Source organism: Streptomyces sp. NPDC059668 (genome assembly GCF_042734135.1).
Taxonomy (GTDB): Bacteria; Actinomycetota; Actinomycetes; order Streptomycetales; family Streptomycetaceae; genus Streptomyces.
Window position 1 is genome coordinate 50,608 of sequence record NZ_JBHWEL010000010.1, and the last position, 20,821, is coordinate 71,428.

Sequence of the window (20,821 nt, forward strand, 5' to 3'; positions counted from 1 at the left end):
CCATGCTCGACCACGTCATCAGGGGCGCGACCGTCGTGGACGGCACGGGCGCGCCCGGCCGCCGGGCCGACGTCGGCGTCCGGGACGGCCGGATCGCCGTGATCGGCACGGTGACCGAGCCGTCCCGGACGAGCGAGGACGCCACGGGTCTCGTCCTCGCCCCCGGCTTCGTCGACCCGCACACGCACTACGACGCCCAGCTCTTCTGGGACCCGTACGCGACCCCGTCCCTGAACCACGGCGTCACCACCGTCGCCGGCGGCAACTGCGGCTTCACGCTCGCCCCGCTCAACCCCGAGCGGCCCGGGGACGCCGACTACACGCGGCGGATGATGTCCAAGGTCGAGGGCATGTCCCTGGTCGCCCTGGAGGAGGGCGCCCCCTGGAACTGGCACACCTTCGGCGACTACCTGGACGCCCTGGAGGGGCGGATCGCCGTCAACGCCGGGTTCATGGTGGGCCACTGCGCGCTGCGGCGGTACGTGATGGGCGCGGACGCGGTGGGCGGGCAGCCGACCGGGGAACAGCTGGCGCGCATGCTCACGCTGCTCCACGACGCGATGGACGCCGGCGCCTGGGGCCTGTCCACCACCCAGTCCTCCACCCACTCCGACGGGGACGGGAACCCGGTCGCCTCCCGGCACGCCCGCCCCGCCGAACTGCTGGCGCTCAGCCGGGCGGTGGGGGAGCACGAGGGCACCCAGATCGAGGCGATCACGGCCGGATGCCTCGACCAGTTCAGCGACGCGGAGATCGACCTCTTCGCCGAGATGAGCGCGGCGGCGGGCCGTCCGCTGAACTGGAACGTGCTGACGATCGACGCCGCCGTGCCCGAACGGGTGCCGAGGCAGCTGCTGGCGAGCGAACGGGCACGGAAGGCGGGCGGCCGGGTGGTGGCCCTCACCATGCCGATCCTCACCCCCATGAACATGTCGCTGGGCACCTTCTGCGCGCTGAACCTGATCCCCGGCTGGGGACCGGTCCTCGCACTGCCCGTGCCGGAGCGCATCGCGCGGCTGCGCGACGCGGACACACGCGCCGAGATGCTCCGCCGGGCCGGCTCGAAGGAGGCAGGTGTCTTCCGGCGGCTCGCGCACTTCGGGCGGTACGTCATCGGCGACACCTACAGCGCGGCGAACGAGGGGCTCACCGGACGGGTGGTCGGGGACATCGCCGCCGAGCGCGGCCAGGAACCCTTCGAGTGCCTGGTCGAGATCTGCGCCGCCGACGAGCTGCGGACCGTGCTGTGGCCCATGCCCTCCGACAACGACCCCGACTCCTGGTCGCTGCGCGCCGAGACCTGGCAGCACCCGGACGTGCTGCTCGGCGGCTCGGACGCGGGCGCCCACCTGGACCGCATGTGCGGGGCCCCGTACACGACCCGGTTCCTCGGGGACTGTCTGCGCGGGCGGCGACTGGTGACGCTGGAGCGGGCGGTGCGGATGCTCACGGACGACCCCGCGCGCCTCTTCGGGCTGCGCGGACGCGGGCGCATCGCGGAGGGCTTCCACGCGGACCTCGTGCTCTTCGACCCCGAGCGGATCGACGCCGGCAAGGCCACCCTGGTGCACGACCTGCCGGGTGACAGCCCGCGCCTGGACTCGAAGGCGATCGGCGTGCGGGCGGTGTGGGTCAACGGGGTCGAGGCGATCCGCGACGACGTGGTGAGCGGGGCCGTCCCCGGGAAGGTGCTCCGCTCCGGGCGGGACACGAGGACGGTGAACACGCGGTGAGCGGTGCCATCGGGAGCGGCCCGGCGGGCGAGGGGCAGCGGCTGTTCATCGGCGGTTCGTGGGTCCCGCCCGACGACGGGCACTACGCGGTGACCGACCCGGCGACCGAGGGGCTCGTCGGATGGGCGCCGGAGGCCTCCCGGGACCAGGTGCGGGCGGCGGCGGCCGCCGCCCGCGAGGCCTTCGGGCCCTGGTCCCGGACGCCCCCGGAGGAGCGCGCCGCGCTGCTCGGCCGGGCGGCCGACGCCATCCAGCGCCGTTTCGTCCCGTACGCCGAACTCGCCGCGGCCGAGAGCGGCGCCACGACGGCCACCGCCCGCGGGATGCAGGTGGGGGTGGGCGCCGCCCGCTTCCGGCGCTACGCCCGGGTCGAGCCGGCCGAGCAGCCGCTGCCGCCGCAGATCAACGAGGCGGGGCCGTTCGGCGGGGCGGCCGTGATGGGCGCCCTGGCGGTGCGCCAGCCCGTCGGCGTGGTCACCTGCATCACCTCGTACAACAACCCCTGGGCCAATCCGGCGGGCAAGATCGCCCCGGCGCTCGCCATGGGCAACACGGTGGTCGTGAAGCCCGCCCCGCAGGATCCGCTGTCCGTGTACCGGATGGCTGAGGCGCTGGAGGCGGCGGGCGTGCCGCCGGGCGTGGTCAACGTGGTGAGCGGTTCGCGTGCGGAGGCCGGGGAGGCGGCCGTGGACTGCGAGGACGTGGACATGGTCAGCTTCACCGGCTCGACCGCCGTCGGCCGACGTATCGCCGAGGTGTGCGGACGCGGGATGAAGCGTCAGCTGATGGAGCTGGGCGGGAAGGGGGCGGCCCTCGTCTTCGACGACGCCGACCTCGGCTCGGCGGTGTCCGGGATCGGCACCACGTACTCGTTCTACAGCGGACAGATCTGTACGGCGCCCACCCGGGTGATCGCGCAGCGGGGCGTGTACGACCGGCTGGTCGACGGACTCGCCGCGTACGCGGGGCGGTTGACGGTGGGAGATCCGCGGGAGCCGGGGACGGTGGTCGGGCCGGTCATCTCGGCGGCCCACCGGGACCGGATCGAGGCGTATGTCGAACTCGGCCGGAAGGAGGGCGCGCGCGTGGTCGCGGGGGGCGAACGGCCGCCTCTCGACCGGGGTTTCTACGTCGCTCCCACGCTTCTCGCGGACTGCACCGCGCAGATGCGGGTGGTGCGCGAGGAGATCTTCGGGCCCGTCGTCGTGGTCGTGCCCTTCGACGACGAGGAGGAGGGGATCGCGCTCGCCAACGACAGCGACTACGGGCTGATCGACTACGTCTGGTCGGGCGACGTGGCCCGCGCCTTCCGGGTCGCCCGGCGGCTCAGGGCGGGCGGGGTCGGGATCAACACCGTCGGCCGCAACATGGAGGCGCCCTTCGGCGGGTTCAAGAAGAGCGGTGTCGGACGGGACGTGGGCTCCTACGCCCTGCACGCGTACAGCGAGGTGCAGGCCCTCGTGTGGCCGGGGTGACTCCTGTGCCGCGGAGGTGACCGCCGGGCCCCGCGACTCCGTAACGCCGCTACCCCGGAAGGTAGCGTCGCTATCGAATAAGTGTTAGCGTTGCTCTCGTCGGGTTGCGAACACCGCTACCCCCGAAGGTCGAGGAGCAACGTCATGAGCGAGCGGACCGGCACCTCCCCGCGCGTCGCGGTCGTCACCGGCGGATCCCGCGGGATCGGCCGCGAGACCGCCGGGCGACTGGCCGCCGACGGATACACCGTCGTGGTCAACTACGCGGGCAACGAGGCGGAGGCCGACAAGGCCGTCGCCGCGATCACCGACGCCGGCGGGGAGGCCCTCGCCCTGCGCGCGGACGTCGCCGACGAGACCGCGATGGCGGCCCTCTTCGACGCGGTGGAGGCCCGCTTCGGCGGCGTCGACGTCGTCGTCCACGCCGCCGGGGTCATGACCCTGGCCCCGCTGGCCGACCTCGACCTCGACGACCTGGACCGGATGCACCGCACCAACGTCCGCGGCACCTTCGTCGTCGGACAGCAGGCGGTGCGCCGGCTGCGCGCGGGCGGCGCCCTCGTCAACTTCTCCAGCTCCGTGCTGGCGCTGGCCCTCCCCGGGTACAGCGGGTACGCCGCCACCAAGGGCGCCGTCGAGGCCATGACCCTGATCGTCGCCCGCGAGATGCGCGGCCGGGACGTCACCGTCAACGTGGTGGCCCCCGGCCCCACCGCCACCGCCCTGTACCTGGACGGCAAGGACGAGGAGACCATCGCCCGGGCGGCGGCCCAGCCCCCGCTGGAGCGCCTCGGCACCCCGCAGGACATCGCCGGGGTCGTCTCCTTCCTCGCGGGCCCGGACGGCCGCTGGGTCAACGGACAGGTGCTCCGTGCCAACGGCGGCATCATCTGATCCCCCTCGACCCGCCACGCCCGGCCCGCCCCCCTCGACCGCGAAGGAGTTCCGCCATGGACGCCGTCCCGCGTTCCGTCCAGCACAGGACGATCCTCATCACCGGCGCCGGTTCCGGCTTCGGCGCACTGTCCGCCCGCGCCCTCGCGCACGCCGGTCACACGGTGTACGCGGCGATGCGTGACACCGCCGGCCGCAACGCCGTGCGGGTCGCCGTCGCCGAGGAGTACGCCGCCGAACACGGGGTGGACCTCCGTACGGTCGAACTGGACGTTCTCTCCCAGGAGTCGGCCGACGCGGCGATCGCCGAGGTGCTGGCACGGTCCGGCTCCCTGGACGTGCTGGTGCACAACGCCGGGCACATGGTCACCGGACCGGCGGAGGCCTTCACACCCGAAGAGCTGGCCGCGGTCTACGACACGAACGTGCTCGGCACCCAGCGGGTCAACCGGGCCGCGCTGCCGCACCTGCGCGCCCAGGGGCACGGCCTGCTGGTGTGGGTCGGCTCGACCTCCTCGCGCGGCGGCACCCCGCCCTACCTGGCGCCGTACTTCGCCGCCAAGGCCGCGATGGACGCGCTCGCCGTGTCGTACGCCGCCGAACTGGCCCGCTTCGGCGTCGAGACCAGCATCGTGGTGCCGGGCGCCTTCACCTCCGGCACCGACCACTTCGCGAACGGCGGCCACCCCGCCGACGCCACGGTGATCCGGGCGTACGAGGAGCGCTACGCGGGGCTGACGGACCAGGTCGCCCAGCGCCTCGCGGCCCTGGCGCCCGCCGGCGCGGACGCGTCCCTCGTCGCCGACGCCGTCGTCGAGGTCGTCGGCGCCCCCGACGGGAAGCGGCCCTTCCGGGTGCACGTGGACCCCGCCGACGACGGCTCGGAGGAGGTCAGCCGGGTCGCGGACCGCGTCCGGGCCGAGTTCCTGACCCGGATCGGCCTGGACGACCTGCTGGCCCCACGCCCGGCCCCACGTCCGGCCCTGCGCGAGGGAGCCGCGTGACCTCCGCTACCGTCGCCCCCGTGAGTACGAAGGCGCGAATCCTGGAAGTGGCGGCCGCCCTGGTCGCCCAGTCCCCGGACGGTGACGTCTCGACCCGGGCGGTGTGCGAGGCCGCCGGGGTCGGTGCCCCGGCGCTCTACCGCCACTTCGGGGACAAGGAGGGACTGCTGTCGGCGGTCGTCGACCACGGCTTCGACCAGTACCTGGCGACCAAGCGCGAGCGCACCCCCGGCACCGATCCCGTCCGGGACCTGCGCGACGGCTGGGACACCCACACGGACTTCGCCCTGCGCAACCCCAACCTCTACCGGCTCATGAACTCCCCGGCGATGCGCACCCCGCCCGCCGCGGCCCTGGAGTCCCACCGCATCCTCACGGAGGACCTCCGGCGGGCGGCCGAGCAGGGCAAGCTGCGCCTGGCCCCCGAACTGGCCGCGCAGATGATCATGTCCGCCAACGTGGGCGTCTGCCTGATGCTGGTGTCCCGCCCGGCGACCTTCGAGGACGTGACCCTGTCGCGCCGGGTGCGGGACGCCGTGCACACCGCGGTCTTCGTACCGGAGGTGATGGCGGACTCCGCCCCCGGCACCGCGGCCTCCGGTACCGCGGCCTCCGGTACCGCGGCCTCTGGTACCGCGGCCCCCGGCACCGCGACCCCCGCCCCCGCGCCGGTCGACCCCGGCGAGGCACCGGTCCCCGTCACCGCCACCCGCCTCGGCGCGCTCCTCCGGCAGACCCCCAGTCCGGCTTTCACCTCCGCCGAGTCCGCCCTGCTGGCGGAGTGGCTCGACCGGCTCTCCAACGCGGCGCCGGACCGGCCGTAGCGACGCTACTCAGGTGCCGGGCCCCCGCGCCCTGAGTACGGCGACGGATGCCCGCCGTTCCCCGCCCTCCGTAGCGTCGGCGACATGGCGAACACCCCCACCACCCGAGCCCGGCGCACCCCCTCCGAGTGGGCCGTCCTGACCGTCCTCGCGTCGCTGGTACTCGGAACCGGCGCACTCGTCGCGATCTTCGGTCCGCTGCTGGCCGTCGCCTGCGACACCTGCCAGGACGGCGTGCGCACGACGGGTTCCACGGACGCGCTGGTCCTGCTCGCCCTGGCCGGCGTGCCGCTCGTCACGCTGGCGACGGTCGCCGGGATCTTCCTGCCCCGGGGCGGTGCGAAGGCGGCCGGGGCGGGACTGGGCGCGCTGATGGTCCTCCTGGTGGTCCTGCTGGCCCTCGGCCGGGCGTGAGCCCCGCCGGTCAGGCGCCCAGGAAGATCGGGTTGGTGAACGCGGCCAGGGCTCCGGGGACCGGGCCCGCCGCCGTCTCGTGTCGGAGTTCGGCCCGTACGTAGGCCGCGTACTGCGGGGTCGTCCGCCACTCCACCGTGCCCGAGCCGGAGACCGGCAGGACGTCACTGGTGAACAGGACACCCTGGTCGGTGACGAAGCGGGCCGTGCAGCGCGGGGCGCCGGTGACCTCCAGGCGCACGGTGACCCGGGCGTCCGCCGCCACCTTCAGCCGGCCGCCGATGCCGGCGTGTTCACCGGTGGGACCGGACACGGTGAACGCCAGCTCCACCGACTTGGACTCCGCCACGTACGAGCGGCCCGCGCGGATGCCGTCCTGGACGGCCTCCCGGGTCAGGTCGTCGGCGAGGACGACCGTCTGGGGCGAGCCGACCGCGTCCGGGTCGCGATGGGCGTCGCTGTTGCCCATCGCCGGGAGCCAGGACCGCGACTCCGAACGGACGGACGCGACGAGGGTGTTGTCCCACTCGGCCAGGGCCGCCTCGTCGTCCGGCGTGTACGGGCCGTTCCACACCTCGACCGCGTCCGCCTCCCCGAACCCGAACTTCCAGCCGCAGCCGATGCAGGTGGCGTGCGGATGCGCCGGGACGACCAGGCCGCCCGCGCGGCGGATCCGGCGGGCGAAACGGCCGAACCGGTTGTCGCGCGCGCGGTAGCGCCAGTCGACGAACGTGCCCGGGTCCGTACCGAGCGCCACCACATGGCCGTTGCGCGTGGTGACCTCCTCACCGAGCATGATCAGCAGGTCGTCGCCCGCCTGGTCCGCCCAGTGCGGATGCGAGGAGTGCGTGTTGTGGTCCGAGCTGTTGATGAAGTCCAGGCCCGCCGCCCGGGCCAGTGCCGCGATCTCCGCCGGGGTGCGGCGGCCGTCCGAGTACCAGGAGTGCAGGTGGCAGTCGCCCCGGTACCAGGCACGCCCGCGGCCCTTCGCGCGCGACGGGGGGTACACCGGGGCCGGCGTCACGGCCTGCTCCCCGTAGGTGAGCGTGACGGTGACCTCGTACGACAGTCCCTGCGGTGCCACCGTGTACGGGCCGAGCGCGAGGTGCCAGGTGCCGGGGCGGATCCGGCCGGGGACGTATCCCGGGGTCGCGTCGTCCGCCCGGACGAAGAACTCCGTACGTGCCCCGCCCGACCAGCCGCGGAAGCCCTCGCCGCCCAGCTCCGTGCCGCGCTCGTCGAAGAGGCCGATGTCGAGCGCGTTGCCCGCGGTGCCCGCCGGGACCGACGGCCTCTCGTAGGCGTACGCGACATGGATCTCCCGCACCCCGTGCGGGACTTCGACGGGGAGGTACACGAAGTCCGGCGCGCCGACGGGCAGCGTGCCCGACACCGTCCGGGTCTCGGTACGGCCGGCCGCTCCGGAACCGCTCGCGAAGGTCACGCCTCCCAACGTAAGCGCCGCGGCCGCTCCGGTCACGAACAGCGCGCGCCTGGCCATGCCGTTGCCGTGCTCGTCCTCGCACATGCTGCCGCTCCCAGGGTGTCGTCGCTGACATGGGTGGTGCAGAGGTGGTGCGGGCGTGTCCCGTACCACCCTCGTGGCCGGCAGTGAACGGTGGTGCAAGGGAAGGGGATCGACGGCTTTCGGCGAAGCGGCGCGCGAACCGGGAACCCCGCGGCGACGGGGAACCGGGGCCGCCCGGCCGGAGGAAACCGCCCGCGCCCTCCAGTGCCTGGTCACGGCGATCGTATGCTCGAAGGATGACGACTTCCGCGACTCCCGGGACCGGGCCGACGGCGAACTCCATGCGGCGGGCGCTCAGGCGCGCGCGGGACGGCGTCGCGCTCGACGTCACCGAGGCGGCCGTCCTGCTCCAGGCGCGCGGCGAGGATCTCGACGACCTCGCCGCCTCCGCCGCACGGGTGCGTGACGCGGGCCTCGACGCCGCGGGCCGCGCCGGTGTCATCACGTACTCCAAGAGCGTGTTCGTCCCGCTCACCCGGCTGTGCCGGGACAAGTGCCACTACTGCACCTTCGTGACCGTCCCGGGCAAGCTGCGCCGGGCCGGGCACGGGATGTTCATGTCCCCGGACGAGGTCCTCGACATCGCCCGGCGCGGTGCCGAACTCGGCTGCAAGGAAGCCCTCATCACCCTCGGCGACAAGCCCGAGGACCGCTGGCCCGAGGCGCGGGAGTGGCTGGACGCGCACGGGTACGACGACACGATCGCCTATGTGCGGGCCATCTCCATCCGCATCCTGGAGGAGACGGGACTGCTCCCGCACCTCAACCCGGGCGTCATGTCCTGGACCGACTTCCAGCGGCTCAAGCCCGTCGCGCCCAGCATGGGCATGATGCTGGAGACGACGGCCACCCGGCTGTGGAGCGAGCCCGGCGGACCCCACCACGGCTCCCCGGACAAGGAACCCGCCGTACGGCTGCGGGTCCTGGAGGACGCGGGCCGCTCCTCCGTCCCCTTCACCAGCGGGCTGCTGATCGGCATCGGTGAGACGTACGAGGAGCGCGCCGATTCCCTCTTCGCGCTCCGCCGTGTCTCCCGCGCCTACCACGGCATCCAGGAGCTGATCATCCAGAACTTCCGCGCCAAGCCGGACACCGCGATGCGCGGGATGCCGGACGCGGAACTGGACGAGCTGGTCGCCACGGTGGCCGTGGCCCGGCACATCATGGGACCGGCCGCCTGCCTCCAGGCGCCGCCCAACCTGGTGGACTCCGAGTACGGGCGGCTGATCGGCGCGGGGATCGACGACTGGGGCGGGGTGTCCCCCCTGACCATCGACCACGTCAACCCCGAGCGGCCGTGGCCGCGGATCGACCAGCTGGCCGAGCAGTCCCGCGCCGCCGGCTTCGAACTGCGCGAGCGGCTCTGCGTCTACCCGGAGTTCGTGCAACGCGGCGAGCCCTGGCTGGACCCGCGGCTGCTGCCGCACGTGCGGGCCCTGGCGGACCCGGAGACGGGCCTGGCCCTGCCGGACGCCGTCGTCGAGGGACACCCCTGGCAGGAGCCCGAGGAGGCGTTCACGGCGTCGGGGCGTACGGACCTGCACGCGTCGATCGACACCGAGGGCCGCACCGGCGACCGCCGCGAGGACTTCGACCTCGTCTACGGCGACTGGGAGGCGCTGCGGGAGGCGGCGGCCCCCGGCATGGTGCCGTCGCGTATCGACACGGACGTCCGGGCCGCGCTGGCGACGGCCGCCGACGACCCGACGAGGCTGACGGACGACGAGGCGCTCGCGCTGCTGCACGCGGACGGACCGGCGCTGGACGCCCTGTGCCGCATCGCGGACGACGTCCGCAGGTCCGCCGTCGGTGACGACGTCACGTACATCGTCACCAGGAACATCAACTTCACCAACGTCTGCTACACCGGCTGCCGCTTCTGCGCCTTCGCCCAGCGCCGTACGGACGCCGACGCCTACACCCTGTCCCTGGACCAGGTGGCCGACCGCGCCGCCCAGGCCTGGGACGTCGGGGCGGTCGAGGTCTGCATGCAGGGCGGCATCCACCCCGACCTGCCGGGCACCGCGTACTTCGACATCGCGAGGGCGGTCAAGGAGCGGGTCCCCGGCATGCATGTGCACGCCTTCTCGCCCATGGAGGTGGTGAACGGCGCGACCCGCACCGGGATGCCGGTGCGCGAATGGCTGACCGCGGCCAAGGAGGCGGGGCTCGACACCATCCCCGGCACCGCCGCCGAGATCCTGGACGACGAGGTCCGCTGGATCCTGACCAAGGGGAAGCTGCCCGCGGCGACCTGGATCGAGGTCGTCACGACCGCGCACGAGCTCGGCATCCGCTCGTCCTCGACGATGATGTACGGACATGTGGACCAGCCCCGGCACTGGCTCGGCCACTTCCGCACCCTGTCCCGCATCCAGCAGCGGACCGGCGGCTTCACGGAGTTCGTGACGCTCCCCTTCATCCACACCAACGCGCCGGTGTACCTCGCGGGCATCTCCCGGCCGGGCCCGACGATCCGCGACAACCGCGCGGTGACCGCCATGGCCCGCCTCCTGCTCCACCCGCACATCCCCAACATCCAGACCAGCTGGGTGAAGCTGGGCACCGAGGGCGCGGCGGAGATGCTCCGCTCCGGCGCCAACGACCTCGGCGGCACGCTGATGGAGGAGACCATCTCCCGGATGGCGGGCTCCTCGTACGGCTCCTACAAGTCCGTCAAGGACCTTGTCGCGGTCGCGGAGGCCGCGGGGCGCCCGGCGAAGCCGCGGACGACCCTGTACGGCGAGGTGCCCGAGGAGCGGCAGCGCGCGGCGGCGGCGTCGGACGGCCACCTGCCGGAACTGCTTCCCGTGCTGGAGTGAGGGACCCGGCGGTGGCGGTGAGCGGCCGCCGGGAACCGAGTACCGAGTACCGGGTACCGGGGCCGGGGGCCGGGGCTTCCGGGGGCGGCGTTCGCGCCCGGTGTCTCGCAGTACGATGATCCGACCCTCGGCCGAGGGTCGGAAGCTTCGTCAGCCGGAAGCTTCATGAGCTGAGGAGTTGCGTGTCCGTGCCTGCCCGACGGCTTCCCTCCTGGGTCTGGGTCACCGGTCTGACCGCGGCGGCGCTCGTCGGCGTCACGGCCCTGGCCGCGCAGGCCGACCAGGGAGCACACCCGCTCGCCTCCGCGCGGAAGGCCAAGCCCTCGGCGTCGGCGAGCCCGCACCCCTCCGCCTCACCGAGGAAGAGCGCACCGGTCGCGGTCCCCGGCGGCTCGGGCACCGGCCGCCGCATCGTCTACTCCCTCGGCGAGCGCCGCGTGTGGCTCGTCGACGCGGCCGGCGCCGCGAGCCGTACCTTCACGGTGTGGCCGGGCACGGTGAGCCCCGCGCCGGGCCGGTACGCGGTGTCGTCCACCCTCGCCTCGACCACGGGCACCGACGGGACGAAGGTCGAGAACATCGTCTATTTCACCGTCAGCTCCGGCGTCTCGATCGCGTTCTCCAACGCCCAGGACGGCTCCTCGCCCAAGCCCTCGGCCGGGGCACGGACCGGGGCGATCCGCATGCACAGCGCCGACGGGGACGCGGTGTGGAAGTTCGGCAGCAAGGGGACGGCCGTCTCGGTGGTCGAGTGACCGCGCCGGCCGCCGGAGCCGGACCCACGTCGATCCCGGCGGCTTGCGCCAGACTGGAGCCCGGTCCGGGCGGGCGGTGACGGGGAGGACGGGCGGATGGTGCGGGGGCGGCCGTCGATGCAGGAACTGATCCGGCAGCGCAGACGGCAGGGGTTCGTGGGGCGCGGCGCCGAACGGGCCGCCTTCCGGGAGAACTTCGAGCTGTCGCCGGAGGACGAGCGGCACCGGTTCCTGTTCCATGTGCACGGGAACGCGGGAGTCGGAAAGACCTTCCTGGTCCGGGAGTTGGAACAGCTCGCCCGGGAACGCGAGGCACTGACCGCGTACGTCGACGAGGGCGTGGGCAGCGTGCCCGAGGCGATGGCCGCGATCAGCGAGCGCTTCGCCCGGCAGGGACACCGGTTCAAGGACCTCGACCGGCTGCTGGCCACCCATCGTGAGCGCCGGCACGAAGCCGAGGCGGCGGCGCTGGAGACACCGGAACCCCCGGCCTCCCCGCCGTCGCCCGCGAGTCTGGCCGCCGCCCGCGCGAGCCTGGTCGGGCTCGGCCTGCTGCCCGGTGTCGGTGCCTTCGCGGGAGCCCTCGACCCGAACCAACTCGCCTACGGGGCCGACTGGTTGAGGGCCGGGATCGGCGCCCGGCTGCGCAACCAGGAGGACGTGCGGCTGGTCCAGTCACCGGAGCGGGTCCTCACCCCGGTCCTGCTCGACGAGCTGGCGTCCGTCGCCGCCGGGGCCCCCTGGCTCGTCCTGCTCTTCGACACCTACGAGCGGACCGCGCCCTTCCTCGACGGCTGGCTGCACGAGGTGATGACGACCGACCGGCACGGCGCCCTGCCGGCGAACGTCGTGGTCGTCACCGCGGGACAGCGACCCTTCGACACCGCCCGCTGGGGCGGCTTCGCCGACTTCGTCGCCGACGTGCCGCTGGCGCCCTTCACGGAGGCCGAGGCCCGGGCCCTGCTCGCCGACAAGGGAGTGGTGGCCGAACCGGTCGTCGAGGAGGTGCTGCGGCTCACCGGCGGACTGCCGGTGCTGGTGTCCACCCTGGCCGCCGGACGGCCCACCGGACCGGACGACGTGGGCGACCCCAGCGCGACGGCCGTGGAGCGCTTCCTGAAGTGGGAACAGGACCCCGTCCGGCGGGCCGCCGCGCTGGCGTGCGCGCTGCCGAGGCGGCTGGACGCCGACGTCTTCCGGGCCGCCGCGCACTGCCCGGAGGACGAGGCGGACGCGCTGTTCGGCTGGCTGCGCGGCCTCCCGTTCGTCAGCGACCGCGGGGACCGCGTCCAGTACCACGACGTCGTACGCGCCCCGATGCTGCGCCTCCAGCGGCTGCGCTCGCCACGGGGGTGGGCGCAGCGCCACACCCGGCTCGCGGAGACGTTCGGGCGGTGGCGGGCAGAGGCGGAGGCCGAGGACGACCGGGGCACCGAGGAGCTGTGGGCGGACGAGCGCTGGCGCGAGCTGCGGCTGGCCGAGACCTACCACCTGCTGTGCGCGAACGCCCGGACCGCGCTGCCCGCGGCGCTGCGGGACTTCGTGGACGCCTGCGACGGCGGGGACGTCGCCGCCCGGCGCTGGGCACGCGTCCTGGCGGAGGCGGGCGAGGACGCGGACGCGGAGCCCCTGCGGACGTGGGGGCGGGCCCTGTCGGAGGCGTTCGCCGAGGGCGGGGTGGCCGGTGCGCTCGGGGTGCTGCTGGACCGCGGCGGACTGGACGACCGCCGGCAGGCCCTCGCCCGTGCGGTCCGGGGCAGCGCGCTGCGGCACGCCGGCGCGTACGAGCAGGCGCTGGCGGAGTACGACAGGGCCGTCGACCTCGATCCCGGCCTCGCGCGCGCCTACCGCGGCCGGGCGCTCGGCCGCAACGGTCTGGGCGACCACGAGAACGGCATCACCGATCTGGACCGGGCCGCCGCGCTCGCTCCGGACGACGCCGAGACGATCTCCGTACGCGGTGAGTACCACCGCATCCTCGGCCACGACACCGAGGCGATCGGCGATCTGGACCGGGCGATCGCCCTCGACCCCTCGTACCACTTCGCCTGGGCGTCCAGGGGAGCGACCCGGCAGCGGCTCGGACAGCTCGCCGAGGCCCTCGCGGATCTGAACCGCGCACTGGAACTCAAGCCCGACTACCCGTGGGCGCTGGGCCGCCGGGCCCGGGTGTGGCGGGGCCTGGGGGAGCCGGCCCGGCAGCTGGCCGACCTCGACCTGGGCCTGCGCCTGCTGCCCGAGTGGGGCTGGGGACTGTGCGAGCGCGGTGACGCGCTCCGCGCGGCGGGCCGGCACGAGGAGGCGCTGGCCGACTACGACCGGGCGATCGGCATCGACGGCGCGTACGCGTCGGCGTACGCGAGCCGGGGCGTCTGCCACCGCGACCTCGGCCGGTCGGCCGAGGCCCTCGCGGACCTCGACCGGGCCATCGCCCTGGTGCCGGAGTACCCGTGGGCGCTGCGCCACCGGGCGGAGCTCCGCCTCGGGCTGGGCGATCCCGCCGCCGCCCTGTCCGACGCCGACCGGGCGAAGGCGCTGCGGCCCGACGAGGTGCCGGTGCTGCTGTGCCGCGCCCGTGCCCTGATCGCCCTGCGCCGCCACGACGAGGCCCGCCTGGACCTGGACCGCGCCCTCGGGCCCCACCCCGGGGACCGGCTGGACGGACCGGCCCTGGACGACCTGTCCCGCCTGCTCGACGCCCTGCTGCGCGCGCCCGGCGCCGACCGGGACCGGCTCGCTCCGCTCGTCGAACGTGTCACCGCGGCCCGGTCGGCCCGGTCGGCCCGGTCCGCCCCGCGTCCCGAATGACCCGCGCCGGGTATCAGGGAGAAGCCCACCGAACGGTGTCCATAAGCGATCACTTGGTTCAGTCGGCTCACACTTCACATACCGTTCCGTGCTCTGAACGGACCGTTCCCGGTCGATTACAGTGCTGAGCTGTCGGACGTGCGGACGGTGCCTGGGGAGGTCTCGGTGGGTGCGACAGCCGGTGCCGTCTGGGGCCGTGCCGAACAGCAGGACTTCCGCAGCCGGGTCCGTGGGACCCTGCTGGGCACGGCGGTCGGCGACGCCCTGGGCACACCGCTCGACGGGCTGACCCTGGAGGAGATCCGTCAGGAGTACGGCGCGGAGGGGCTGAACGACCTCGCCGCCGGGCACGACCGCCGCGGTACCGTCACCCACCTCAGCCAGCTCACGCTCTTCACCCTGGACGGCCTCATCCGCGCCCAGGTGCGCCGCGACACCGGCGCCTGGCATCCGCCGACCGACCTGCACCGCGCGTACCGGCGCTGGGCGGCGACCCAGAGCGACTGGGGTCCGGACGAACGCCGCAAGGACGACGGCTGGCTGGCCCGCGAGGAGTGGCTGTACGCCCGCCGCGACCCCGCCCGGGCCTGTCTGACCGGCTTCGGCGACGAGACCATGGGCACGCTGGACGCGCCCAAGAACCCCGGCGAGCTGGGTCCCGAGGCCGCCGCGCGCTCCGCGCCCTTCGGCCTGCTGGTGGGCTGGGAGCCGCAGTTGGTGGTGCAACTCGCCGTCGAGTGCGCCGCGCAGACGCACGGGCACCCCACGGCGTATCTCGCGGCGGGCGCGTACGCCGTCATCGTGCACGCGCTGGCACGGGGCGAGAGCCTCGACGGCGCCGTGCAGCGGGCGCTCGCGATCCTGGCCGCGCGACCGGGCCAGGAGCCCGTCAGCGGCGCCCTGCAGCAGGCGCTGGGGGCCGTACGGCAGGGGATGCCGTCGCCGGCCCGGGTGGAGGAACTGGCGGGGGCGGGCACGGCGGAGCGGCTGCTCGCGGTGGCCGTGTACTGCGCCCTGGTCGGGGAGGACATCCGGCACGGGCTGTGCCTGGCGGTGAACCACGGGGGGCGCTCCGCGGTGGCGGGGGCCCTGACCGGGGGTCTGCTGGGCGCTCTGCACGGCGAGACGGCCCTCCCGCCGGCCTGGCTGGCCGAGCTGGAGGGCCGTCCCACGATGCTGGTCCTCGCGGACGACTTCGCGATGGAGATGACGCAGGGGCCCGCGTTGCACGGCCCCGGAGCGTCGTCCCCCGGGTGGCTCGCCCGCTATCCGCGCGCCTAGACCGGAAGCCGTCCCCGGGGACGTACGGGAACGCCGTCCCCGGGGCCGGTCCTCAAGAGGCGCGCGCGGGCGCCGGAAGCCGTGTTCTCAGACGCCCGAAGGGCTGGCCGACGCCCCGTCCGCCTGGGCCGGGATCGCCGCGGCGGCGGCCCCGTCCCCGTCGTCGTCCGTGTTGATCTTCTCGATGATCGCGTCCCGCTCCGGTGTGTCCTCGGGCTTGATCAGGCCGATGACGATGTACAGGACGAGGGAGATGACCATCGGGAGGGAGACCTGGTACTCCAGCTTCACGTCCGTGCGCTGCGAGAAGTCCAGGTGGTAGTTGACGAGGAAGAACGCGAGCAGACCGCAGGCCCAGCTGGTGAGCGCCGCCGTCGGTCCGGACTTCCGGAACGGCCGCAGCAGTCCCAGGATGAACGGGATCGCGATCGGCCCCATCAGGCCGGCCACCCACTTGATGACCACCGTGATGATGTCCTTGAAGGTGGGCGAGTTGACCTGGGTGGCCACCGCCATCGACAGGCCGAGGAACGCGACGGTCGTGACGCGTCCGGCGATCAGCCCGGCCCGGGTGTCCCAGGCCCGCGCGGCCTTGGAGAGGACCGGTGCGACGTCCCGGGTGAACACGGCGGCGATGGCGTTGGCGTCCGAGGAGCACATGGCCATCGTGTGCGAGAAGAAGCCCACGACGACCAGGCCCAACAGCCCGTGCGGGAGCAGTTGTTCGGTCATCAGGCCGTACGCGTCGGAGCCGTCCGGCTTCTTCGCCGTGACGAGCAGCGGCGACAGCCACATGGGGATGAAGAGGATCACCGGCCAGACGAACCAGAGTCCCGCGGAGAGGAAGGCCGACTTCGTGGCCTGCTTCGCGCTGCCCGTCGCCATGTAGCGCTGGGCCTGGTTCCACATGCCGCCGTTGTACTCGAAGAGCTTGATGAAGAGGTACGCGATGAAGAAGACGGTCAGGTAGGGACCCGCGAAGCCGTTCGCGTGGCCGTGCAGCTTCGGCGAGTCCAGGGCCTTGGACAGGCCCCCCTGGTCGGAGATCTTGTTCAGCGCGATGATCAGCATCGAGAGCCCGGCCAGCAACTGGATGATGAACTGGCCGAGTTCGGTGAGCGCGTCGGCCCACAGGCCGCCGATCGTGCAGTACACGGCGGTGATGCCGCCGGTGATCAGGATGCCCTGGGTGAGCGTGACCCCGGTGAAGACGCTCAGCAGGGTGGCGATGGCCGCCCACTTCGCGCCGACGTCCACGATCTTCAGCAGGATGCCGGACCAGGCGAGTGCCTGCTGCGTCGAGACGTTGTAGCGGTCCTTCAGGTATTCGAGCGGTGAGGCCACGTGCAGCCGGGACCGCAGGCGGTTCAGCCGGGGCGCGAAGAGCTTGGCGCCGAGCAGTACGCCGATGGCGATGGGCAGGGCCCAGGTGACGTACGACGTGATGCCGTACGTGTACGCGATACCGGCGTACCCGGTGAACATCACCGCGCTGTAGCCCGACATGTGGTGCGAGATGCCGGACAGCCACCACGGCATCTTGCCGCCCGCGGTGAAGAAGTCGCTGACGTCGTCCACACGTTTGTGGGACCAGAAGCCGATCGCGGTCATGACGCCGAAGTACGCGACCAGGACCGCCCAGTCGAGACCGTTCATGTGCCCCCTCCAGGGGTCCGCCTTGTGAACCTGCAGATACCGGACGGCACTTCGCCAGTACGCATCGGTGTCCCCCTGCTCGGGCGGAGCCGAGAGTTTGGGGGAGGGCGGGGCCCCCGTGCGGGAGCGGGGACTTGGGGGATTGAACCGCCGTTCGGAGGGAGCGGTCAAGACCCTTCGCGGTCACGGATATGAACGCAGATCAGAAAGCAGAACGATTTTGCCTCTACTTTACCTCCCGGGCTGTTGTCGTGTCCGTGACGTGGACCACACCATGAGCGGGCACTTCGCCAGTACATCGACAGGACGACCTAGGTGACGACGGGCGTACGGGATGCGGGTCCCGTACGGTCGGGAAGGGACGGCGGGACTGGGACGGCTATCGCATGATCTCGCCGGCGTTCACGAGCAGGGACTGCCCGGTGATCGCCCGCGCCCGGTCCGAGGCCAGGAACACCGCGGCGTCCGCGACATCCCCGTCCGTGGCCAGCTCGGGCAGGGCCATCCGTTCGGTGAGCCGCTTCAGGACGTCCGCCTCCGGTACGCCCTCGGTGTACGCGGTGAACTGGACGTACGCCTCCACCGGCGGGCCCCACATCCAGCCCGGCAGCACGGTGTTGACCCGGATCCGGTGCGGGCCGAGCTCCCGCGCCATGGAGTACATCGCGCTCGTCAGCGCGCCCTTCGAGGCCGCGTACGCCGCCTGCCGCACCTGTGACGGGGCGGCCACCGACGACTGCGTCCCGACGATCACGACCGAGCCGCCGCACACCTTCAGCGCGGGCAGGCAGGCGCGGGTCATCCGCAGGGTGCCCAGCAGGTTCACGTCGATGACCGACTGCCAGGTGGTGAAATCCGCGTCCTGGAGGCCGCCGAAGTAGCTGTCCCAGGCGGCGACATGGACGACCGCGTCGATCCGCCCGAACCGCTCCGTCGCCAGCGCGGCCAGCGCCTCGCACTGCGCCTCGTCCGTGATGTCCGTCGCCCGGTACGCGGTGTGCGCGCCGTCCGGGTCGAGGTCGGCCGCGGACTTGGCCAGATTGGCCTCCGTGCGCGCCCCCAGCACGGCGTTGCCCCCGTCGCGTACGACCGCCGCCGCGACCTGGTGGCCGAGTCCGGCGCCGACCCCCGAAACGACCACGGTCTTGCCCGCGAGCTGTGACATCACGCTCTCCCCTCCCTCTCGCTCCCTCGCGCGGCCCGGTCCGCCTCCCGGCCGGCGCGCCCTTCGGCCCGCTCGCCGTGGATCGCCGCGGCTCTGGCGCTTTGTCTGACGGAGCGTCAGAGTATGGGCGACCGGCGGAGGACGGAAGGGGAACGACGTGAGTGAGGACACCCGCAGCGAGGTGTACGCGGAACTGGCCGCCCTCGGCCCGTACGGAGTCCACCCGGGCCACGCGCTGATCACCATGGTCGAGCCGCACCCGGGCCACGAGTACGCGTACAACCGCTGGTACGAGGACGACCACTACTACGCCGGGGCGATGGCCATGCCCTGGATGTACGCGGGCCGCCGCTGGGTCGCCACCCGCGACCTCCAACTCCTGCGCCTGCCCGAGAAGTCGGCGATCGCCCAGCCCGTCACCGCCGGGTGCTACCTCTCGACCTACTGGGTCACCGAGGGCCGCTACGACGACCACATGAAGTGGACCGTCGGGATCAACAAACGGCTGAATCGCGACGGCCGGGTGTACCAGGACCGGACACATGTCTTCACGGCCTTCCAGGACCACGAGGCGACGGTGTACCGGGACGGCGCCGCGGGCCCCCGCGACTTCCACGCCCTCGACCACCCCTACGCCGGGCTGGTCCTGGAGGTCATCGACGCCGAAGGTCCGGGCCGGCGGGCCGAGTTGCTGGAATGGCTGCGCTCCCGCCACCTCCCCGGCCGGCTCGCGCACTCCCCGGCCGCCATGGTCACGGTCTTCCGCCCCACCCCGCTGCCCGGCGACCGCATGACGTACGTGAAGCAGGTCGAGGGCGTCGACACACGGCTGACCCTGCTGTGGTTCCTGGAGGCGGACCCGCGCGAGTGCTGGGACCGGCACTTCGCCGGGCGGGAGGCCGAGGTGGCCGAAGGAGGCCTGGGGAAGGTCGAGTTGGTGGCGCCCTTCATCCCCACGGTGCCGGGAACGGACCGGTACGTGGACCTCCTGCGCTGAACCCGGAGCACCCGCGGGAAAGTCCCCGGGAAAGGGCCGAGCCCCCTCGGCCGGGACGGCGGGCCAGTCGAGAGGGCTCTGTCTGTGGTGCGTATGCGGTTGTTCGGTGCAGTTGTGGGTGTCGGCGAAGATGTCGATGCATCAGGCGAGGTCGAAAGCCCCCCGGCTCACCTCTGCCACGAAGGCGTTCCACGAGTTCGCGGGGAACGCCAGCGTGGGGCCCTCGGGGACCTTGGAGTCCCGAACGGCCATCGCCGCGAGAACCGGGGACTTGACCTCGACACATGCGCCGTTGCCGGTCGAGTACGAGGATTTGGTCCACGTGTCCGTGGCGCCTTGCTGGATTGCCATGATTGCTCCGATAGCCAGTCGTCGAGTTGCTGTCACCGCACCGCGGATCCGCTAAGGAACTCGCGGTGCGGTTTACGCCAACGTTGTTGCTTGATGGCGTGATCGACGCTACTCGCCAACATCGGCGAGCGAAGCGACTATTCACTCGACCGGGTGGCATATACCAGTGGGGTCTTCCGTCCTTGACCAACGGCAGTGTAGGGTGCCCCACTTCACCCTCAGAGGTGCGGCCGGAGCACGGGAACACGCCTCAGCGGGCGTACTCCTTGGCGATGTCCGCGATGAGCTGTCGCGACTGCTCCACGTTCAGGGCCTGCGCCCGCAGGTGCTCGTACATCACGCTGTACTTCTGGACGTCGTTCGCCTTCTCCAGGTACAGGTCGCTGGTGACACCCTCGATGTAGACGACGCTGGAGTCGGCCGCGTCGGGGAACTCCAGGATCGCGTACTGGCCGTTGAGGCCCGGGTGCGCGCCCATCTCGAACGGGATCACCTGCACCGTGACGTGCGGGAACTGGGACTGCTCCACCAGGTGTTCCAACTGGTCGCGCATGAGGGAGCGGTTGCCCACGACCCGGCGCAGCGCGGACTCGTCGAGGACGGTCCACAGGCGCAGCGGGTTGTCCGGCGCGGAGATACGTTCCTGTCTGCGCAGACGTACCTGGACGCGCTTGTCGATGTCGACGGGCGCGGTCTCGGGCAGCGCGCCCGCGATCAGCGCCTCGGCGTACGGCCGGGTCTGGAGCAGACCCGGGACGACCTGGGGGTCGTACACGCGCAGGCTCGCCGCGTCGGTCTCCAGACCGATGTAGACGCTGTACGGGATGTCGCCGAAGGAGTGCCACCAGCCCTGCTGGCGCGAGTCCTTGGCCATCTGCATCAGCGAGTCGACGATCCGGTGGTCCTCGACCTCGTAGACCCCGCACAGGTCGCGGACGTCACGCTGGCTGATGCTGCGCCGCCCGTTCTCCAGCCGGCTGATCTTCGACTGCGAGACCAGCAGACGCTCGGCGACCTCTTCGGCCGTCATGCCCTTGAGTTCGCGGAGCCGGCGCAGCTCCTGGCCCAGCCGGCGCCGCCGGACGGTGGGATTGACACTTGACGCCACGGGACG

The 20,821-nt window shown here is 72.8% G+C and carries 16 protein-coding genes; 11 read left to right on the forward strand and 5 right to left on the reverse strand.

The genetic code is table 11. From position 1 onward, the window contains the following. The first annotated feature begins 2 nt into the window (after positions 1 to 2). The 6 genes from ACFV2J_RS10560 (at position 3) to ACFV2J_RS10585 (ending at position 6,344) form a co-directional block, all read left to right on the forward strand. The gene (locus ACFV2J_RS10560; RefSeq protein ID WP_385438147.1) at positions 3 to 1,733 is read left to right on the forward strand and encodes an amidohydrolase family protein; all 1,731 of its coding nucleotides are present in this window, start codon (positions 3 to 5) and stop codon (positions 1,731 to 1,733) included. Beyond that, the gene (locus ACFV2J_RS10565) at positions 1,730 to 3,208 is read left to right on the forward strand and encodes an aldehyde dehydrogenase family protein (RefSeq protein WP_385438150.1); all 1,479 of its coding nucleotides are present in this window, start codon (positions 1,730 to 1,732) and stop codon (positions 3,206 to 3,208) included. The genes ACFV2J_RS10560 and ACFV2J_RS10565 overlap by 4 nt, the downstream gene beginning before the upstream one ends. A 144-nt stretch (positions 3,209 to 3,352) precedes the next feature. Beyond that, positions 3,353 to 4,102, forward strand: coding sequence for an SDR family oxidoreductase (locus ACFV2J_RS10570; RefSeq protein WP_385083981.1), 750 nt, complete (start codon positions 3,353 to 3,355; stop codon positions 4,100 to 4,102). 56 nt (positions 4,103 to 4,158) lie between these two features. Continuing rightward, positions 4,159 to 5,106, forward strand: a complete 948-nt coding sequence (locus ACFV2J_RS10575) for an SDR family oxidoreductase (protein ID WP_385083980.1) — start codon at positions 4,159 to 4,161, stop codon at positions 5,104 to 5,106. Between the two features lie 20 nt (positions 5,107 to 5,126). Next, a complete protein-coding gene (locus ACFV2J_RS10580; protein WP_385083979.1) occupies positions 5,127 to 5,930 on the forward strand; it encodes a TetR family transcriptional regulator in 804 nt (267 codons plus the stop codon). An 84-nt stretch (positions 5,931 to 6,014) separates the two neighbouring features. Then, positions 6,015 to 6,344 carry a hypothetical protein gene (locus ACFV2J_RS10585; protein WP_385083978.1) on the forward strand — a complete coding sequence of 110 codons (330 nt, stop codon included), beginning with the start codon at positions 6,015 to 6,017 and terminating at the stop codon, positions 6,342 to 6,344. A 10-nt stretch (positions 6,345 to 6,354) separates the two neighbouring features. Here the strand turns inward: ACFV2J_RS10585 and ACFV2J_RS10590 are convergent, their stop codons facing one another. Then, a complete protein-coding gene (locus ACFV2J_RS10590; RefSeq protein WP_385083977.1) occupies positions 6,355 to 7,872 on the reverse strand; it encodes a CehA/McbA family metallohydrolase in 1,518 nt (505 codons plus the stop codon). Between the two features lie 236 nt (positions 7,873 to 8,108). Here ACFV2J_RS10590 and ACFV2J_RS10595 point away from each other — a divergent pair, with 236 nt between their 5' ends. The 4 genes from ACFV2J_RS10595 (at position 8,109) to ACFV2J_RS10610 (ending at position 15,538) form a co-directional block, all read left to right on the forward strand. Then, the gene (locus ACFV2J_RS10595) at positions 8,109 to 10,694 is read left to right on the forward strand and encodes a bifunctional FO biosynthesis protein CofGH (protein WP_385083976.1); all 2,586 of its coding nucleotides are present in this window, start codon (positions 8,109 to 8,111) and stop codon (positions 10,692 to 10,694) included. Positions 10,695 to 10,876: 182 nt separating this feature from the next. Beyond that, on the forward strand, positions 10,877 to 11,449 hold the full coding sequence (locus ACFV2J_RS10600) for a hypothetical protein (RefSeq protein ID WP_385083975.1): 573 nt from the start codon (positions 10,877 to 10,879) through the stop codon (positions 11,447 to 11,449). 117 nt (positions 11,450 to 11,566) lie between these two features. Then, positions 11,567 to 14,257, forward strand: a complete 2,691-nt coding sequence (locus ACFV2J_RS10605; RefSeq protein WP_385438157.1) for a tetratricopeptide repeat protein — start codon at positions 11,567 to 11,569, stop codon at positions 14,255 to 14,257. Positions 14,258 to 14,422: 165 nt separating this feature from the next. Beyond that, positions 14,423 to 15,538 carry an ADP-ribosylglycohydrolase family protein gene (locus ACFV2J_RS10610; RefSeq protein WP_385083972.1) on the forward strand — a complete coding sequence of 372 codons (1,116 nt, stop codon included), beginning with the start codon at positions 14,423 to 14,425 and terminating at the stop codon, positions 15,536 to 15,538. 87 nt (positions 15,539 to 15,625) lie between these two features. On the opposite strand, the gene ACFV2J_RS10615 is transcribed toward ACFV2J_RS10610, so the two are convergent. Both ACFV2J_RS10615 and ACFV2J_RS10620 read right to left on the reverse strand, forming a co-directional pair. Further along, positions 15,626 to 17,194, reverse strand: a complete 1,569-nt coding sequence (locus ACFV2J_RS10615; protein WP_385083971.1) for a sodium:solute symporter family protein — start codon at positions 17,192 to 17,194, stop codon at positions 15,626 to 15,628. Between the two features lie 379 nt (positions 17,195 to 17,573). Next, positions 17,574 to 18,359, reverse strand: coding sequence for an SDR family oxidoreductase (locus ACFV2J_RS10620; protein ID WP_385083983.1), 786 nt, complete (start codon positions 18,357 to 18,359; stop codon positions 17,574 to 17,576). Between the two features lie 157 nt (positions 18,360 to 18,516). On the opposite strand from ACFV2J_RS10620, the gene ACFV2J_RS10625 reads away from it, so the two are divergent. Continuing rightward, positions 18,517 to 19,356: a hypothetical protein gene (locus ACFV2J_RS10625; RefSeq protein ID WP_385083970.1), complete on the forward strand. Its 840-nt coding sequence runs from the start codon at positions 18,517 to 18,519 to the stop codon at positions 19,354 to 19,356. A 141-nt stretch (positions 19,357 to 19,497) separates the two neighbouring features. Here ACFV2J_RS10625 and ACFV2J_RS10630 read toward each other — a convergent pair whose 3' ends face one another. Continuing rightward, positions 19,498 to 19,707: a DUF397 domain-containing protein gene (locus ACFV2J_RS10630; RefSeq protein ID WP_148008907.1), complete on the reverse strand. Its 210-nt coding sequence runs from the start codon at positions 19,705 to 19,707 to the stop codon at positions 19,498 to 19,500. Between the two features lie 250 nt (positions 19,708 to 19,957). Continuing rightward, complete coding sequence (locus ACFV2J_RS10635; RefSeq protein WP_385083969.1) at positions 19,958 to 20,815, reverse strand: helix-turn-helix domain-containing protein; 858 nt, start codon at positions 20,813 to 20,815, stop codon at positions 19,958 to 19,960. Positions 20,816 to 20,821: the final 6 nt, after the last annotated feature.

Excerpts from the sequence above, each read along its gene's own strand:
- ACFV2J_RS10570 (WP_385083981.1), top strand. The coding sequence starts at position 3,353 with ATGAGCGAGCGGACCGGCACCTCCCCGCGCGTCGCGGTCGTCACCGGC.
- ACFV2J_RS10615 (WP_385083971.1), bottom strand. The coding sequence starts at position 17,194 with ATGAACGGTCTCGACTGGGCGGTCCTGGTCGCGTACTTCGGCGTCATG.
- ACFV2J_RS10575 (WP_385083980.1), top strand. The coding sequence starts at position 4,159 with ATGGACGCCGTCCCGCGTTCCGTCCAGCACAGGACGATCCTCATCACC.
- ACFV2J_RS10605 (WP_385438157.1), top strand. The coding sequence starts at position 11,567 with ATGCAGGAACTGATCCGGCAGCGCAGACGGCAGGGGTTCGTGGGGCGC.
- ACFV2J_RS10595 (WP_385083976.1), top strand. The coding sequence starts at position 8,109 with ATGACGACTTCCGCGACTCCCGGGACCGGGCCGACGGCGAACTCCATG.
- ACFV2J_RS10560 (WP_385438147.1), top strand. The coding sequence starts at position 3 with ATGCTCGACCACGTCATCAGGGGCGCGACCGTCGTGGACGGCACGGGC.
- ACFV2J_RS10585 (WP_385083978.1), top strand. The coding sequence starts at position 6,015 with ATGGCGAACACCCCCACCACCCGAGCCCGGCGCACCCCCTCCGAGTGG.
- ACFV2J_RS10620 (WP_385083983.1), bottom strand. The coding sequence starts at position 18,359 with ATGTCACAGCTCGCGGGCAAGACCGTGGTCGTTTCGGGGGTCGGCGCC.
- ACFV2J_RS10630 (WP_148008907.1), bottom strand. The coding sequence starts at position 19,707 with ATGGCAATCCAGCAAGGCGCCACGGACACGTGGACCAAATCCTCGTAC.
- ACFV2J_RS10590 (WP_385083977.1), bottom strand. The coding sequence starts at position 7,872 with ATGTGCGAGGACGAGCACGGCAACGGCATGGCCAGGCGCGCGCTGTTC.